The 14511-nt window shown below is 35.7% G+C and carries 15 protein-coding genes; 14 read left to right on the top strand and 1 reads right to left on the bottom strand.

Going from position 1 to position 14511, the window contains the following annotated elements; all coding sequences use genetic code 11:
• Positions 1-57 precede the first annotated feature (57 nt).
• From JR050_RS05805 to hemY, 4 genes are all read left to right on the top strand, one after another.
• Complete coding sequence (locus JR050_RS05805; protein ID WP_204202567.1) at positions 58-2190, top strand: transglycosylase domain-containing protein; 2133 nt, start codon at positions 58-60, stop codon at positions 2188-2190.
• Between the two features lie 435 nt (positions 2191-2625).
• Positions 2626-3666 carry a uroporphyrinogen decarboxylase gene (gene hemE / locus JR050_RS05800; protein WP_204202566.1) on the top strand — a complete coding sequence of 347 codons (1041 nt, stop codon included), beginning with the start codon at positions 2626-2628 and terminating at the stop codon, positions 3664-3666.
• Between the two features lie 31 nt (positions 3667-3697).
• Positions 3698-4624: a ferrochelatase gene (gene hemH, locus JR050_RS05795; protein WP_204202600.1), complete on the top strand. Its 927-nt coding sequence runs from the start codon at positions 3698-3700 to the stop codon at positions 4622-4624.
• Between the two features lie 14 nt (positions 4625-4638).
• Positions 4639-6039, top strand: a complete 1401-nt coding sequence (gene hemY / locus JR050_RS05790; RefSeq protein ID WP_204202565.1) for a protoporphyrinogen oxidase — start codon at positions 4639-4641, stop codon at positions 6037-6039.
• Positions 6040-6123: 84 nt separating this feature from the next.
• Here the strand turns inward: hemY and yhfH are convergent, their stop codons facing one another.
• A complete protein-coding gene (yhfH, locus tag JR050_RS05785) occupies positions 6124-6255 on the bottom strand; it encodes a protein YhfH (protein ID WP_204202564.1) in 132 nt (43 codons plus the stop codon).
• A 144-nt stretch (positions 6256-6399) separates the two neighbouring features.
• Here yhfH and JR050_RS05780 point away from each other — a divergent pair, with 144 nt between their 5' ends.
• From JR050_RS05780 to JR050_RS05735, 10 genes are all read left to right on the top strand, one after another.
• Positions 6400-7137 carry an MBL fold metallo-hydrolase gene (locus tag JR050_RS05780; RefSeq protein WP_204202563.1) on the top strand — a complete coding sequence of 246 codons (738 nt, stop codon included), beginning with the start codon at positions 6400-6402 and terminating at the stop codon, positions 7135-7137.
• Between the two features lie 266 nt (positions 7138-7403).
• Entirely contained in the window at positions 7404-7598 is a 195-nt protein-coding gene (locus JR050_RS05775) for a DUF378 domain-containing protein (RefSeq protein WP_204202562.1), read from the top strand.
• Between the two features lie 196 nt (positions 7599-7794).
• Entirely contained in the window at positions 7795-9348 is a 1554-nt protein-coding gene (locus tag JR050_RS05770; RefSeq protein WP_204202561.1) for a long-chain-fatty-acid--CoA ligase, read from the top strand.
• Positions 9349-9508: 160 nt separating this feature from the next.
• On the top strand, positions 9509-10279 hold the full coding sequence (locus JR050_RS05765) for an enoyl-CoA hydratase-related protein (RefSeq protein ID WP_204202560.1): 771 nt from the start codon (positions 9509-9511) through the stop codon (positions 10277-10279).
• 180 nt (positions 10280-10459) lie between these two features.
• Positions 10460-10807 carry a hypothetical protein gene (locus tag JR050_RS05760; RefSeq protein ID WP_239454119.1) on the top strand — a complete coding sequence of 116 codons (348 nt, stop codon included), beginning with the start codon at positions 10460-10462 and terminating at the stop codon, positions 10805-10807.
• A gap of 119 nt (positions 10808-10926) precedes the next feature.
• Positions 10927-11445 (top strand): hypothetical protein, encoded by a 519-nt coding sequence (locus JR050_RS05755; protein WP_204202559.1) that lies wholly within the window; start codon positions 10927-10929, stop codon positions 11443-11445.
• A 141-nt stretch (positions 11446-11586) separates the two neighbouring features.
• Positions 11587-12117 carry a GNAT family N-acetyltransferase gene (locus JR050_RS05750; RefSeq protein WP_204202558.1) on the top strand — a complete coding sequence of 177 codons (531 nt, stop codon included), beginning with the start codon at positions 11587-11589 and terminating at the stop codon, positions 12115-12117.
• A 390-nt stretch (positions 12118-12507) separates the two neighbouring features.
• Positions 12508-13260: a hypothetical protein gene (locus tag JR050_RS05745; protein WP_204202557.1), complete on the top strand. Its 753-nt coding sequence runs from the start codon at positions 12508-12510 to the stop codon at positions 13258-13260.
• 245 nt (positions 13261-13505) lie between these two features.
• The gene (locus JR050_RS05740) at positions 13506-14216 is read left to right on the top strand and encodes an AzlC family ABC transporter permease (protein ID WP_430392860.1); all 711 of its coding nucleotides are present in this window, start codon (positions 13506-13508) and stop codon (positions 14214-14216) included.
• A complete protein-coding gene (locus tag JR050_RS05735) occupies positions 14209-14511 on the top strand; it encodes an AzlD domain-containing protein (RefSeq protein WP_204202556.1) in 303 nt (100 codons plus the stop codon). The genes JR050_RS05740 and JR050_RS05735 overlap by 8 nt, the downstream gene beginning before the upstream one ends.

Below are 14511 nucleotides of genomic sequence, written 5' to 3'. Positions count from 1 at the left end.
AAAGAAACGGAAGATGATAGGTGTATTCTAGTATGAAATTAGAATGAGGTGGCAGCTATGAAAAGAAAGCTACTGATAGGTACAGCTGCAGTAGTCGCAACAATCATCTTAGGAATTACAGGTTATATCTTAATCTTATTAGCCGGAAACTATGTCGTTGATGAACAGAAGCTAGTAATGGATTCCACTACAACAATGGTAGATGAGAAAGGTCACTTAATTTCTAAACTATATATAGAAGATCGTGTATTAAGTGATATAGAACAAATTCCCACTCACGTACAAAACGCATTTGTTGCAATAGAAGATGCGAGATTTTATGACCATCACGGGATTGATTTAAAAGCGATATTCAGAGCATTATATAAAGATATATTAGCTGGTGGAAAAGTAGAAGGTGGAAGCACCATTACTCAGCAATTAGCGAAGAATGTTTTCTTATCAAACGAGAAAACACTCCTTCGGAAGACAAAAGAAGCAATCATATCAATCAACCTAGAAAAGGAATATAGCAAGAACAAATTACTTGAGCTCTATGTTAACCAAATTTACTTTGGTCATGGTGCTTATGGAATTGAAACAGCAGCACAGCTATATTTTAATAAAAGTGTTTCAGAGTTAACGCTTGAAGAGGGAGCGTTGTTAGCTGGGATTCCAAAGAGTCCAACGTATTACTCGCCTATTACGAATATGGAAAAGAGTAAAGAAAGAAGAAATCTCGTCCTTGATGTCATGCAAAAACGTGGTTTTATATCTGCTGAAGAAGCTGTAAGAGCAAAGGGAAAAGTAGTTGCACTTACTATTAGTGAGGATAAACGAAATCCAGCATATGCAACCTATATTGATATGGTAATGAATGAAGCGAAAAAACGCTTTAATTTAACAAATGAGGAATTAATGACTGGTGGATATACAATAACTGTACCAATCAATGCTGAAGTACAGCAAATGGCATATGAGTTATTTAAGAAGGAAGAGTATTTTCCAGGAACTGATGAACAAGCTGAAGGTGCTTTTGTATTAATGGATGCGAATAACGGCGGAGTTTTATCGGTTATCGGTGGACGAAACTATGTTAGTAAAGGGATGAATCGTGTTGTTGTAAAGAGGCAACCTGGTTCAACGTTTAAGCCACTTGCAGTCTATGGACCTGCTTTAGAGGAAAAAGAATATCATCCTTATTCAATGCTCGTTGACAAACCAATTTCGTATGGAGATTATACTCCGAAAAATCATACTGGAACGTATCAAGGTAAGATGACAATGTATGAGGCGTTAATTCAATCAGCTAATGCACCTGCTGTTTGGTTGTTAGATAAAATCGGTATCGACGTTGGAAAAAAATACATTGATAAAGCTGGGTTATCAATACCAGATCAAGGACTTGCAATTGCACTTGGTGGACTGAAGGAAGGTATATCTCCGATTGAAATGGCAAAAGCGTATCGTGCATTTGCAAAGGATGGAAAAGTAGTGGAGCCTTATTTTATTAAAAAAATGGTTAATCGTGAAGGTGAAGTGATCGCTTCGGTCAATGTAGAAGAACGCGAAGTATTTTCACCTCAAACAGCATGGTATGTTACGCGTATGCTAGAAGGAGTTGTAGATGAAGGAACTGCTCGTTCGGGTCAATATAATGGTAGATTAGCTGGAAAAACAGGGACAACCTCTTTTACTGGTGTGAAAGGGGCAACACGTGATGCTTGGTTCGTCGGCTATACTCCAAACGTTGTTGGAGCGCTATGGATGGGATATGATACAACAAATAAGGAGCATTACTTAAAACATGGCAGTGCGTATCCAACAAGATTATTTAAAAAAATACTAGCCTCATCCCCACTAGACCAAACTGCACGGTTTGTTGCCCCAAAAGGAGTAGATGAGCTTGAACAACCAATTGAAATGGTTGGCAAACCAGAGTTAAAGTCACAATTAAGCTTTAAACCATTTAGTTTATTTACAATTCAGTTAAGTTGGGACACAAGTGATGAACGAATAGAGTATAAAGTATATGAAAAGAAAGATGATTCGTGGGCGTATGTAAGTAAGGTAAAGAATGGAGAAGGTTTCTATGAAGTTGAAAATGTGAATATCTTTAAAATGCCTAGTTACTTTATAATTCCTTACAACCCACAAACAGAAGAAGACGGAGAAAAATCAAACGTAGTAACTCCATCAATTCGCAATTAAAGGCTGGAACCTAAGTATTTCAGCCATTGATATACCCGAACTATTAGGAGATATTTAATGAATCTTTCACCTAATAGTGCGGGTCTTTATTTGTTGCTTTCAATAGACTTGTTTGTTTTTGCATACTATTTTTAAAAACTAGTGGAATGGAGCGGAAGGAACTTGTTCTACCAACTTAACTGGTTAATAAAATAACAAAGTATATGAATAAAGTAATGAAATGCGCCAAAGGTAAGAAACATGACACAATAAAAATAATAACTTTATATATTTAAAGTTGATAACAAAATTACAGTTTGGTATGGTAACAAAGGGATTCATGACTTTTTTATGAACTGTGATTTTAATTACTACATTAAGGATTGAAATATTGTATAGTAAGTATGGATATTAGAAAAATAATGGATATGAATGGACTTGGAAGGTGTGGAAATAATGGAAAAGACATTTAATGATACATACTTGAAAGCTGCTAGAGGAGAAAAGACAGATCATGTTCCAGTTTGGTATATGAGACAAGCCGGACGTTCTCAGCCTGAGTATAGAAAAATTAAAGAAAAGTATTCACTATTTGAAATTACGCATCAACCAGAATTATGTGCGTATGTAACAAAGCTTCCTGTTGATCAATACAACGTAGATGCTGCAATCCTGTACAAAGATATTATGTCACCACTGCCTTCAATTGGGGTAGACGTCGACATTAAAGCAGGTATTGGTCCAGTTATTTCAAATCGAATTGGCTCTCTTGCTGATGTTGAAAAACTTGGAGAAATTAACCCGGAAGAAGATGTGCCTTACGTTTTAGATACAATTAAACTATTAACAACAGAGCAATTGAATGTTCCATTAATCGGGTTTGCAGGTGCTCCTTTTACACTTGCCAGTTATATGATCGAAGGTGGCCCTTCTAAGGGTTATCACAGAACAAAAGCCTTTATGTATGCAGAACCAAAAGCGTGGTTCCTACTAATGGACAAGTTAGCTGACATGACCATTAGGTATGCCAAGGCTCAAATTAAAGCAGGAGCAAAAGCGTTCCAAATTTTTGACTCATGGGTTGGTCAATTAAATGTAGCTGATTATCGTATGTTTATTAAACCAACAATGGAAAAAATCTTTAGCAGCCTTCGTGAGGAAAATGTTCCTTTAATTATGTTCGGAGTAGGAGCAAGTCACTTAGTTAACGATTGGCATGACCTTCCTTTGGATGTGGTTGGGTTAGACTGGAGATTGCCAATTCAGGAGGCACGTAATAAAGGAATTACAAAGCCGGTTATGGGGAACTTAGACCCATCTGTATTACTAGCACCATGGGAAGTAATTGAAGCGCGTGCAAAAGAAATTTTAGATCAAGGTATGCAACATCCAGGATACATTTTCAACTTAGGACATGGTGTATTCCCAGAAGTTAGTCCTGAGACATTGGCTCGATTAACTGCATTTGTTCATGAATATTCATCTATGAAAAAGTAGGCTAGGAGTTGAATCGAAATTGAAAAAGAAAATGGGTTTACTTGTAATGGCGTATGGTACGCCATACAAAGAAGAAGATATTGAACGGTATTATACACATATTAGACATGGTAGAAAACCCTCACCTGAAGCACTTGAAGACTTAAGAAACCGTTATGAGGCAATCGGTGGAATTTCTCCACTGGCTAAAATTACAATTGAACAAGCTGAAGCACTGAAAAATCATTTAAATACTATACAAGATGAAATTGAATTCAGCATGTATCTTGGATTAAAACATATAGAGCCTTTTGTTGAAGATGCTGTACAACAAATGAAAGAAGATGGCATTGAAGAGGCAGTTAGTATCGTATTAGCACCTCATTTCTCTACGTTCAGTGTTAAATCTTATAACGGTCGTGCAAAAGAAGAGTCAGAGCGCATTGGTGGCCCAGTTATTCATAGTGTAGAAAGCTGGTATGATGAGCCAAAGTTTATTCAATATTGGGCAGATCAATTAAAGAAAACATATGCAACCATGACGGAGGAAGAGCGTAACAGTTCAGTTGTTATTGCATCAGCACATAGTTTACCAGAGAAAATTATAGCTGCAGGTGACCCTTATCCAGAGCAATTAAAGGAAACAGCAAAATTGATTGCAGAAGCTTCAGGTATTCATAACTACGTAATAGGTTGGCAAAGTGCTGGAAATACACCTGAGCCATGGATTGGTCCAGACGTTCAGGACTTAACAAGAGAATTATTTAAAGAGCATAGCTATAAAGCATTTGTCTACATTCCAGTTGGTTTTGTAGCTGACCACCTTGAAGTGCTTTATGACAATGATACAGAATGTAAAATTGTAACAGATGAAATCGGTGCAAGCTACTACCGCCCTGAAATGCCAAATGCTAAGCCAGAATTCATTAATGCACTAGCAACTGTTGTTATAAAGAACCTTTCAACCGTAAAAAATTAAAGAAGGCGATAATTATGGAGAAAGCCAAGAAACAAGTAGCTATTATCGGTGGAGGCATCACTGGTTTAACTACTGCCTTTTATTTACAAAAGCTATCCAAGGAAAAAGGGATAGATGTAGATTTTACTTTAATAGAAGCAAGTGAGAAATTAGGCGGCAAAATTTCAACACTTCGAAAAGATGGATTCGTGATTGAAAAAGGACCAGATTCTTTTTTACAAAGAAAGGTTAGTGCAGGTCAACTGGCAGAAGATCTAGGAATTGCTGATCACCTTGTTAATAATGCTACTGGCCAAGCATATGTACTAGTGGGGAGAGAGTTACATCCAATTCCTGTGGGAGCTGTCATGGGAATTCCAACGAAGATTTCACCATTTATTACGACAGGCTTGTTTACTCCACTTGGGAAGCTACGTGCTGCGGCCGACTTCATATTACCGAGAGGTTCTCAGGAAGGAGATCAGTCATTAGGGCAGTTTTTCCGAAGAAGATTAGGTGGGGAAGTAGTTGAAAACTTAATTGAACCACTACTATCTGGAATATATGCTGGTGACATTGATAAATTGAGTCTTCAATCGACATTTCCTCAATTTGAGGATGTGGAGAAGAAATATAGAAGCTTAATTCTTGGAACGAAAGCAACGGCACCAAAAACGAAGACACTAAAGTCTGATAAAAAAGGACAATTTCAAACATTAAATACCGGATTGTCTTCGTTTGTTGAGGCGATACGTCAATTATTACCTGAGGAACGAGTATGGTTAGGCGAAAAGGTAACAACCATTGAAAAAAGAGAGAATGAATATAAAATCTCAACTGAAAAAAGAGGAGATGCAACATTCGATTTTGTTGTTCTAGCTACTTCACATCAAGTTTCCAGTAACCTACTAAGTTCTTTTGGTATTCTTAATGAGTTTAAAGATATACCGTCAACTTCTGTTGCAACAGTTGCGATGGCGTATCCACTAGATGCAATTAATCAAAAGCTAGAAGGTACAGGATTTGTCGTTTCAAGAAATTCGCCTTATACGATAACAGCTTGTACATGGACACATAAAAAGTGGCCACACACAACACCTGAGGGTAAAGCACTTCTTCGTTGCTACGTAGGAAAAGCAATGGATGAGGAAATCGTATTTAAATCAGATGATGAAATTATCCAAGCAGTGAAATCAGACTTATTTACGATACTTGGCATTACCGAAGATCCAGACTTCATTGAAATTACACGTTGGAAAGAATCAATGCCACAGTACATGGTGGGGCATAAAGAACGTGTAGAAAAAATGAAGGCCGGAGTAAGAGAAAAGCTTCCTAATCTTTATGTAACAGGTAGTTCATTCGAAGGTCTCGGTTTACCCGATTGCATCAACCAAGGTAAAAAAGTTGTAGACGAAATTTTATCTTCGCTATAGATAGAAAAGCAGCTCAAAACGAGCTGCTTTTTTTATGGGAAAAAATAAGGACATTGGTATAGTACCAATGTCTAAAATGTATAGTTAGTCACCTATCTTTATGCAATCTTCACAATGATTCATATAACATTCATGTTGTTCATCAATTTCTTTTCCGCATTCTCTGCATTGCTTTGGTGGTAAGTTCTTAAAAAATTCAGTGCTATTCACTAACATTGTTACATACCCCCTCGAAGTTGTTACAATCATTGTATTATAACAACTTGTATATTGTCAACAACTGTTTTGTAACAGTGCAAAATTGTGTTATTGCCTATAAGTTTGATAAGATAGTTAAAACTTACTAAAGGAGTAATAGAAATGAAGCTTACTGTTATCGGTTATTGGGGTGGTTTTCCTGGCAAAAATGAAGCAACCTCAGGATATTTATTAGAGGAAGATAACTTTAGATTACTGATCGATTGTGGAAGTGGTGTTATATCACAGCTGCAAAATTATATACAGCCAGAAGAATTAGACGCTGTTATACTTTCTCACTATCATAACGACCATGTAAGTGATATCGGTGCATTGCAATATGCAAGACTAATAAAAGGGTATATAGGTATATCTATGCCAACACTTCCTATATATGGGCATAAAGAAGATCAAGAAGGCTTTAAAAAGTTAACATACAATCAAATTACAAAGGGTATTACCTACAATCCCAACATCAAGCTAGAAATTGGTCCCTTTTCGATCACTTTCTTAAAAACGAAGCATCCTGTCACTTGTTATGCGATGAGGATTGAAATATCAACAACAACAATTGTTTATACAGCAGACAGTTCATTTAAGGAAGACTTTATCCCATTTTGTAAAAACGCGGATCTCCTTATTTGTGAATGTAATCTGTATGCAGGAATGGATGGAACAAAAGCTGGACATATGACAAGTGAGGATGCAGGAAGATTAGCACAGGAAGCTAATATAACAAATTTACTATTAACACATCTTCCGCATTTCGGAGAACATGGTGACTTAGTTGAACAAGCAAAAACAATATTTAAGGGAAATGTAAGTCTTGCCAGCTCAGGATTATCCTTTGAATTTAAGTGAAGAATGCCACCCCACATGGAATGCTAGTGCCGTAGAGCAGCAATTCCATAGCTATATAGAGATACATTGTACAAAAGCGAATAGAATATAGACAAATTCGAAATCATTCGATTTTGTCTATATTTTGAAGCACCTGAACTAGGTGCTTTTTTGTTAGCTAGAGAAAAAGTTTCTAGTTATGTAAAAAAGTACTTGTGCATTTTGTATAACATTTGTATGATTACTTTACAAAGATTATACAAATGTTATACAAAGGGAGTGCTAGTATGAAGGCTTTAGATTTACTTTCTTTAGTTTTATTAATTGTTGGTGGATTAAATTGGTTATTAGTTGGATTATTTGAATGGGATCTAGTGGGTGGATTATTTGGTGGGATGGATAGCGTCCTTGCTAAAATTGTATACATTTTAGTTGGATTAGCTGCAATATATGCACTGCGTTTAATCCCAAAAGTGAAGTAAGGAAATCATGAAAATCTTATAGTAATATACAAATTTTTATTAAAAGAGTCCATTACACCAAGTGATGGACTTTTTTGTGTAGCAATAGAAGTATAGTACGATAATTCTTGATAGTCTGATTTTCATAGAATATAATATATTTAGAAAATTATTAATAAATAGAATGAATGAATAATCATTCACGGGAGGTAATCAGGTGAATATTAGTGCGAAGTTGCTAGAAAATGCTCGTCTTTATGGAACTAAGCCAGCATATGTTTTTCAAGATACTGAGACTTCATATCTAGAATTTAATGGAGCTGTCTCTAAGTTTGCACATGCTTTATCTGAAATGGGTATACAAAAGGGAGATCATATTGCTCTTCTATTAGGCAATAGCCCTCACTTTGTAATCGGACTGTATGGTGCTCTAAGAGCAGGTGCAACTGTTATTCCAATCAATCCAATTTATACTCCAGATGAAATTGGTTACATACTTAATGATTCAGATGTCAAGGTTGTAGTGGCGTTAGATTTACTAGTTCCTTTATTTGAAAAAATGAATCCGCTATTACCTAAGATTGAACATCTAATTATTTGTGAAACTCCTAAAGGGAACGAGTCAACGTTAGACGTAACACAGCTTTCTATTTTCCAAAAAATGAAATCGTTTACAAGTTTTATTGCACCTGGCGACCCAATGTTCCAAGGTCCAGAAGTACATGAAGATGATACAGCTGTTATCCTTTATACTTCAGGTACAACAGGTAAGCCAAAGGGAGCAATGCTTACACATAAAAATGTTTACAGCAATGCTAAGGACGTAGCAAATTATTTGAAAATCAATGAAACAGATCGTGTCATTGCTACATTACCAATGTTCCACGTATTCTGTTTAACTGTTGCTTTAAATGCACCTTTATTAAACGGTGGTACAGTTATTATCGTTCCAAGATTCAGTCCTGGAGATATCTTCTCAATTGTAAAAAAATACGAAGCAACAGTATTCGCTGGTGTTCCGACTATGTACAACTTTTTACTACAATACCCAGAAGGGTCTGTTGAAGATTTAAAGTCTTTACGTCTTTGTATTTCTGGAGGCGCTTCCATGCCTGTTGCTCTTCTTAAATCATTTGAGAAGAAATTCCAAGTAGCCATTTCAGAAGGATACGGTTTATCAGAAGCAGCACCTGTTACTTGCTTTAATCCACTTGACCGTCCAAGGAAACCAGGTTCTATAGGAATGAGCATAGTGAATGTAGAAAATAAGGTGGTAAATGAATTAGGTGACGAAGTACCTGTAGGTGAAGTCGGTGAACTGATCGTACGAGGGCCAAACGTAATGAAAGGCTACTATAATCTTCCTGAAGAGACGGCTCATACGATTCGTGATGGCTGGTTGTTTACGGGTGACTTAGCAAGAATGGATGAAGAAGGGTATTTCTATATCGTTGACCGTAAAAAGGATATGATTATTGTTGGTGGTTATAATGTATATCCACGTGAAGTAGAAGAAGTATTATATTCACACTCTTCAGTAGTTGAAGTAGCTGTAATTGGAGTGCCAGACATGAACTTTGGTGAAGCAGTAAAATGCTTTGTTGTCGTTAAAGAGGGTGAAAATGTTACAGAAGAAATGCTATTAAGCTATTGCGAAGAGCATCTAGCAAAATATAAAATCCCTAGCTCAATCGAATTCCTGGAAGAACTACCGAAAAATACAACAGGGAAAATTTTAAGAAGAGCACTAAAGGATCAAGTAAAAGCATAAGCTAAAAATTCGGAAGGTGCATGCACTTTCCGAATTTTTAGCTTATCAGTAATTATTCATTTTCGTTATGGACTGTTGCTAGCTAAGACTTTCTATGAAAAAGGAAAAAGCCTAGAAATGTAGAAGTGTATAGGGAATGAATATTTTTAGGAGGGCTATCATGGAATCAATTTTATTACGTATAGAGAATCATATCGCTTATGTGACGCTTAATCGTGCTGAGGCACTAAATAGTTTTAATTACGATACATTGTGTGAGTTAGATAAGGTGATAGAGTCAATTAGTATAAACCGTGATGTTCGAGTTGTAATCTTTACTGGTGCTGGTGAAAAGGCATTTAGTGTAGGAGCAGACTTAAAAGAAAGAAAAACGTTAACAATTGAACAAGTGAAGCGAAACTTGAACAAAATTAACCGTGTCTTTACTGCTATTGACCAACTACCACAACCAACAATTGCAGCTATTAACGGTTTTGCTTTTGGTGGAGGAATGGAACTGGCACTTGCTTGTGATTTTCGAATGGCAGCTAGTGCAGCCGTAATGGGATTAACTGAGACAAGCTTGGCAATTATTCCAGGGGCAGGTGGTACTCAACGTCTACCTAGAATTATAGGCGAGTCCAAAGCCCTTGAGCTCATATTAACGGCAAAACGAATAACTGCTGATGAAGCGCATTCAATCGGATTGTTGTATAAAGTTACTGACCAATTACTTGAAGAAGCTACGAAACTAGCAGAAACGATGCTGCAAAATGGCCCCATCGCTCTGCAACAAGCAAAATACGCTATAAAACAAGGAATGAATGCAGACCTGCAAACAGGGCTAACGATTGAACGAAAGGCTTATGAAGTAACCATTCCAACAGAAGACCGAATCGAAGCACTCCAAGCATTTAGCGAGAAGAGAAAACCTGATTTTAAAGGACAGTGATGTACTACAATCACACTAAGGGAGGAGAATAGTTGAATTTGAAGGAATTTCGAAGCAACTACTTGAATATAAAGTGGGTGCTATTTTTTTTATTAGGTTAGGGTTTGTAAATAAGAAAAGAGAATCTAATTCCTAAGGATATCAATTGTGGAGGAATAACTAATAAATAGGAGGAACACTATGGAATTTATGTTTGGAAGTTTAGTCTTGTTAGCTATTTCTGTAATTGCATTGCAAAGAATTGGAGTTGAAAAACCTTTCTCAAAGGGAATATCTATTGGTATTTCGTTATCTATTTTAGCAACTGTCAGCCTCGCACAAAACTACACTCAAAGTCTAATTCCAGAGGCAAATGATGGAATTGGTATTTCAAATAAAATGGCATACTGGATAATTGGTGAAGATGGTTGGTCTCAAGAAATGTTTAAAACTATATTTGAACAGTCTATTTTCATTTCTATAATTTTGATTGCAGCCTATCCGATAGTCCTTACGATTGAAGCAAAATTAAGCAGAAAAGCTGAATAAATAAGCAAATTGCTTGATTGTTAAATGCCTTTCTTATTGAAGGAAAGCGCAAGTTAGCACGAGAAAACTTTAATACATTACTTATTATAAAAACGTTTATATTGGGAGGAATGTAACATTTGAGGAACAAATTCAAACCTAATATTTTATTTTTATTATTTGTAGCATTATTATTAGCAGGTTGTAGTGAGCATGAGGTTAACTTAGAAGCTGGGGATAAGAATGTAACAGAAGTTATGGATGAGGTCATTTCTGATTACATTATCGAAAAATATTCACCCTCTTATCATGGTACAGAAAAGCAATTTGAAGTCCACAAGGTATATGGCACGAATGAAGTAGATGGGATAATAAGTGTATATATGTGGTCTTATTATGGCGGTTTTAATAAATCCACTGGAATAGAAAACCAAGCAGGACATTCATTACCTGTCGTAATTCGGTTAAGTAAAAAAGAAGGCAATTATTCTGTTATTGAATACACAGAACCGCAAGACGGTAGTTTGTATCAGTCCTCTCTAAAAAGAATGTTTCCAGAAAAATACTTGAAATTGGCTCAACAAGATAGTGGAAATATAGAGGATTTACAAAAAGAGATGGATAAAAAAGTAAAACAATGGTTAGAGAAAAAGGAGTAATTTTGAGTTAAAATTTTATAATTTATATTTAAGTAGCAACGGGAAATGCTTTAAGTACTGGCTTTTCTTTTTGGCTAACCGGCAGTTTAATTTGAGAATTGTATATATTTTATGATAAAGAGAAAAATAGGGAGTTTATAAGTGACACACGAAAAAGCACTTATAATGTTATGTCCTCCAGATCTTTTACATACACCTCCAAAACCCCTAGTACCCAATGGCTATTACGAAAGAAATTATAGAGAAGAAGATAGATTTGCATATGTAAAACTGTTAGAAAATGAAGGATGGAATATAAATGATGAACAATTAGATGACTTTTTTACAAGAGTTTTACCTAATGGGCTATATTTCTTAATTGACCACGCTACTGAAGAAATAGTAAGTTCAGCAGTTGCCTTACATAATCCAAAGTCAGGCTATTATCATTTTCCATTTGGTGGAGAAATAGGATTCGTATTTACACCTCCAAATCATAGAAATAAAGGATTAGGGTTTTGTGCTACAGCTTTAGCTACTGTTACAAATGACCATCGCTTACCTGCTTTGAGAACCTATATTAAGTTGGGGTATAAACCATTTTTATATTCTCCGGATATGGGAGACCGTTGGAAAGATGTATATAAATCTTTAAATATTAATTTTTCAATTACTAATACGATTGAAATTTAAGGATTTTATTAGATTAAGAAACTTAATCCAAAAGAGTTTCTATGACATACTAATGAAAATATGCAACTAAGGGGCAGAATAGTGAAAGAAGGTTTTGTTGAGAGTATTGATCCATGAAGGATTAATGCTCTTTTTTGTGGAATCTAGGAGATATGATTAGTTGGAGGAGTTGAGACGAAGGATATTCAGCAAGTTTCCACGGATATATCTAATGATTCTAGATACGATTGAAGTAAACGAAATAAATTTATATTGTTGTCTGATTGGAGAAAGAGTAAAGCGGCGTAATTTTATAGCCTTCTTCCCCAAAAAAATCTTTATTGTACTAATGAACTTATTAGTTGAATAATAAAATATGAGTTTCCGATGAGTTATCAGGAGGGGAGTTACATGAGTCCCGGTGAAAATATATACTTTTTTCTAATTGGAGTTACAGTATTGATTGTGATTATGTTTATCTGGCTTATATTTAGAAATCGGAAAAAATGGGGGATTGTGTTAACGATTGTGCTTGTCATAGGGTATGTTGGATACTATGTATGCTATCCAACTATAAAAGTAAACACTCATACGAAACGATATGAACAACTCATTGACTATTTGACAGAAAAGTATCCAGATAAGGAGTTTACTATTTTACCGAAACATTATGAAGAAGGACATAGGGTAGGTCAGTTCGATGTTAATGATATTGAAACACCAACGATCGGTGTGACATTTCGTATTGATGAGGAAAGACAAGTGACGCAAATAGGAACTTGGTCAAATAGGGAAGATCCAGCACAGCAAGAACTTTGGCGAGAAATCGAATTTATTTATGGAGATCCCTATTCGTTAGATAAAGAATTCGCAGAAATAATTAAACAAGATGTATGGATAGATGGTGAGCTAACAGCATTTGCATTAACCATTGATGATATGCCTGCAATTGCGTTATTTAATTACTCAAGTGGTGGTTATGGTTTATTGGAGTTACGAAAAGGAGAGCATGAAGGATTCGTTGCTATTGAAGAAGAGGGATATGTAATTATCTATATTGATGAACGCTTTCAAGGAGAAATGGTTACGATTCATTTGGAAAATGGTGAGGAATACACGGTGAATGTCGACCAGCATAAAGATCGGTTATATGTTGTGAAATAAATGGAGCTAATGTAATTAGCTTTAGTAATTGTTTGTTTTTAATCGTATACGACCAGTGATTTTTAATGACTTATTACTTAATTAACTTAGTTAATGAGAAAAATGAATGCATAAGTGATGTGAATAACTTAATGACTCTCACATTACTTTTTTTCTGTAACTTGAGTAAAAAATTACAAATTTGAGTCAAAGTATAATAGTATAATAGAAAAATAAAATTTTAAATAATGGAGGAGGTACAGAAAGTGGCAACATCTGCAATTGAGAGAAAGTCACCACAACTAGTAATGGGTGTCCAAGCTGGAGTTAGCATTGCAATAGGTTATATGCCGATTGCCTTAACTTTTGGATTACTGGCGAAAACAACAGTCCTCACAGTTGGAGAAACGTTTTTGATGAGTTTACTTGTGTTTGCGGGGGCTTCCCAATACATAGCACTAAGTCTTATTGCAGCAGGTACTGGTGCTTTTGAAATTGTGTTAACAACATTCATCGTGAACATACGTCATTTTCTTATGAGTGCTTCCTTGAATGAAAAAGTAGAAACGGCTCCCAAGTTTTTGAAAGCAATATATGCCTTTGGAATAACAGATGAAACCTTTTCAGTAGCTGCTATAAAGGAAGGCAAGCTGACAACCGGATTTTTATTTGGTTTAGTTACTGTCTCTTATGGAAGTTGGGTTGTGTTTTCAGGAGTTGGTCACGTTATCGGGTCTAGTCTACCTGCAACGTTACAAGAAAGTATGGGAATCGCCTTATACGCAATGTTTGTTGGACTACTCGTACCTTCTATAAAAAAACATCAAAAAGTGTTATATTTAGCAGCGCTTGCAGGTGTTTTAAATTTTATATTCGTTATATTCATGGCAAAAGGTTGGGCGATTGTGGCAGCGACATTAATTTCCTCAGTTGTCGTAGAACTAATTGTAATGAAAAAGGGGGAGCAGCGTGGATAATATAGTATTAATTATTGTAGGAATGGCAATCGTTACGTATCTTCCACGTATGATTCCTCTCGTCTCATTAAGTGGGAAGGAGCTTCATCCGTTTATTCAAGGAGTGTTAAAAAACGTACCATATGCAACTCTCGGTGCATTAATTATTCCTGGGATCTTTCTTTTTCATGAGAATATATGGTTTGGAATTGTCGGTGCAGTCGCTGCCTTTATCATAGCCTTTTTAGGGGCAAATGTAATTGTAGTGGTTTTGGGCTCTATTGCTGTACTTGCTATATTTGCATACTTCTTATAA

Source organism: Bacillus suaedaesalsae, from assembly GCF_016890225.1.
Lineage (GTDB): Bacteria > Bacillota > Bacilli > Bacillales > SA4 > Bacillus_BS > Bacillus_BS suaedaesalsae.
The sequence above is the reverse complement of the archived record's forward strand: the minus strand, read 5'-3'. Positions and strand labels throughout refer to the sequence as shown.

What these genes read in the sequence shown, in the direction of transcription:
- JR050_RS05775 (WP_204202562.1), top strand. Translation starts at nt 7,404, where the DNA reads ATGAAGGCTTTAGATTTACTTTCTTTAGTTTTATTAATTGTTGGTGGA.
- hemH (WP_204202600.1), top strand. Translation starts at nt 3,698, where the DNA reads ATGGGTTTACTTGTAATGGCGTATGGTACGCCATACAAAGAAGAAGAT.
- hemE (WP_204202566.1), top strand. Translation starts at nt 2,626, where the DNA reads ATGGAAAAGACATTTAATGATACATACTTGAAAGCTGCTAGAGGAGAA.
- hemY (WP_204202565.1), top strand. Translation starts at nt 4,639, where the DNA reads ATGGAGAAAGCCAAGAAACAAGTAGCTATTATCGGTGGAGGCATCACT.
- JR050_RS05765 (WP_204202560.1), top strand. Translation starts at nt 9,509, where the DNA reads ATGGAATCAATTTTATTACGTATAGAGAATCATATCGCTTATGTGACG.
- yhfH (WP_204202564.1), bottom strand. Translation starts at nt 6,255, where the DNA reads ATGTTAGTGAATAGCACTGAATTTTTTAAGAACTTACCACCAAAGCAA.
- JR050_RS05780 (WP_204202563.1), top strand. Translation starts at nt 6,400, where the DNA reads ATGAAGCTTACTGTTATCGGTTATTGGGGTGGTTTTCCTGGCAAAAAT.
- JR050_RS05745 (WP_204202557.1), top strand. Translation starts at nt 12,508, where the DNA reads ATGAGTCCCGGTGAAAATATATACTTTTTTCTAATTGGAGTTACAGTA.
- JR050_RS05760 (WP_239454119.1), top strand. Translation starts at nt 10,460, where the DNA reads ATGGAATTTATGTTTGGAAGTTTAGTCTTGTTAGCTATTTCTGTAATT.
- JR050_RS05805 (WP_204202567.1), top strand. Translation starts at nt 58, where the DNA reads ATGAAAAGAAAGCTACTGATAGGTACAGCTGCAGTAGTCGCAACAATC.